1 protein-coding gene is annotated in these 584 nt (G+C 46.9%); it reads right to left on the bottom strand.

Translation table 11 applies throughout. The annotated features are described in order from the left end of the window. Nucleotides 1-69: 69 nt before the first annotated feature. Nucleotides 70-584: dienelactone hydrolase family protein (locus R7R78_RS28110; RefSeq protein ID WP_225474851.1), on the bottom strand; the 515-nt coding region annotated here is incomplete at its 5' end.

Below are 584 nucleotides of genomic sequence, written 5' to 3'. Positions count from 1 at the left end.
AGTCATGCACATTCCTTGTTAATATCTCACTCACTAAAGGAGATAAAACAAGGAATGTGCCAACTCCGATTAACTGGCGATGAGATGTTCTTTGAAGAAAGCTAAGGTACGTTCCCAAGCAAGAGCCGCTTCCTCGGGTGCGTAACGTGCGGTTGAGTCGTTGTGGAAACCATGATTGACGTTTTCATACATCAAAGCTTGGTACTTCGCACCTGAAGCAATCAACTGCTGCTCGTACGAAGGCCAAGTGTCATTCACACGTTTATCCAACCCTGCGAAATGCAACATTAATGGGCCTTTCACTTGTTTTTGAATCTCTTCTGCAGCGGGTGTTCCATAAAAAGGCACGCCTGCATCGAGCTCATTTGGCATAACTGCCGCCAGCATATTGACGACATAACCACCAAAACAGAAACCAACCGCGCCAAGCTTGCCGTTTCCATGTTCGTGCTGTTTGATAAATTTAGCGGCCGCTATAAAGTCTTGCTCAATCTTGGCTCTGTCCATCTCTTTTTGCATTGCTCGCCCTTCATCATCATTTCCCGGATACCCACCTAACGGGTAGAGAGCATCGGGAGCAAAGG

The organism is Vibrio sp. 2134-1 (genome assembly GCF_033339495.1).
This window is presented reverse-complemented; position numbering and strand designations above follow the sequence as displayed.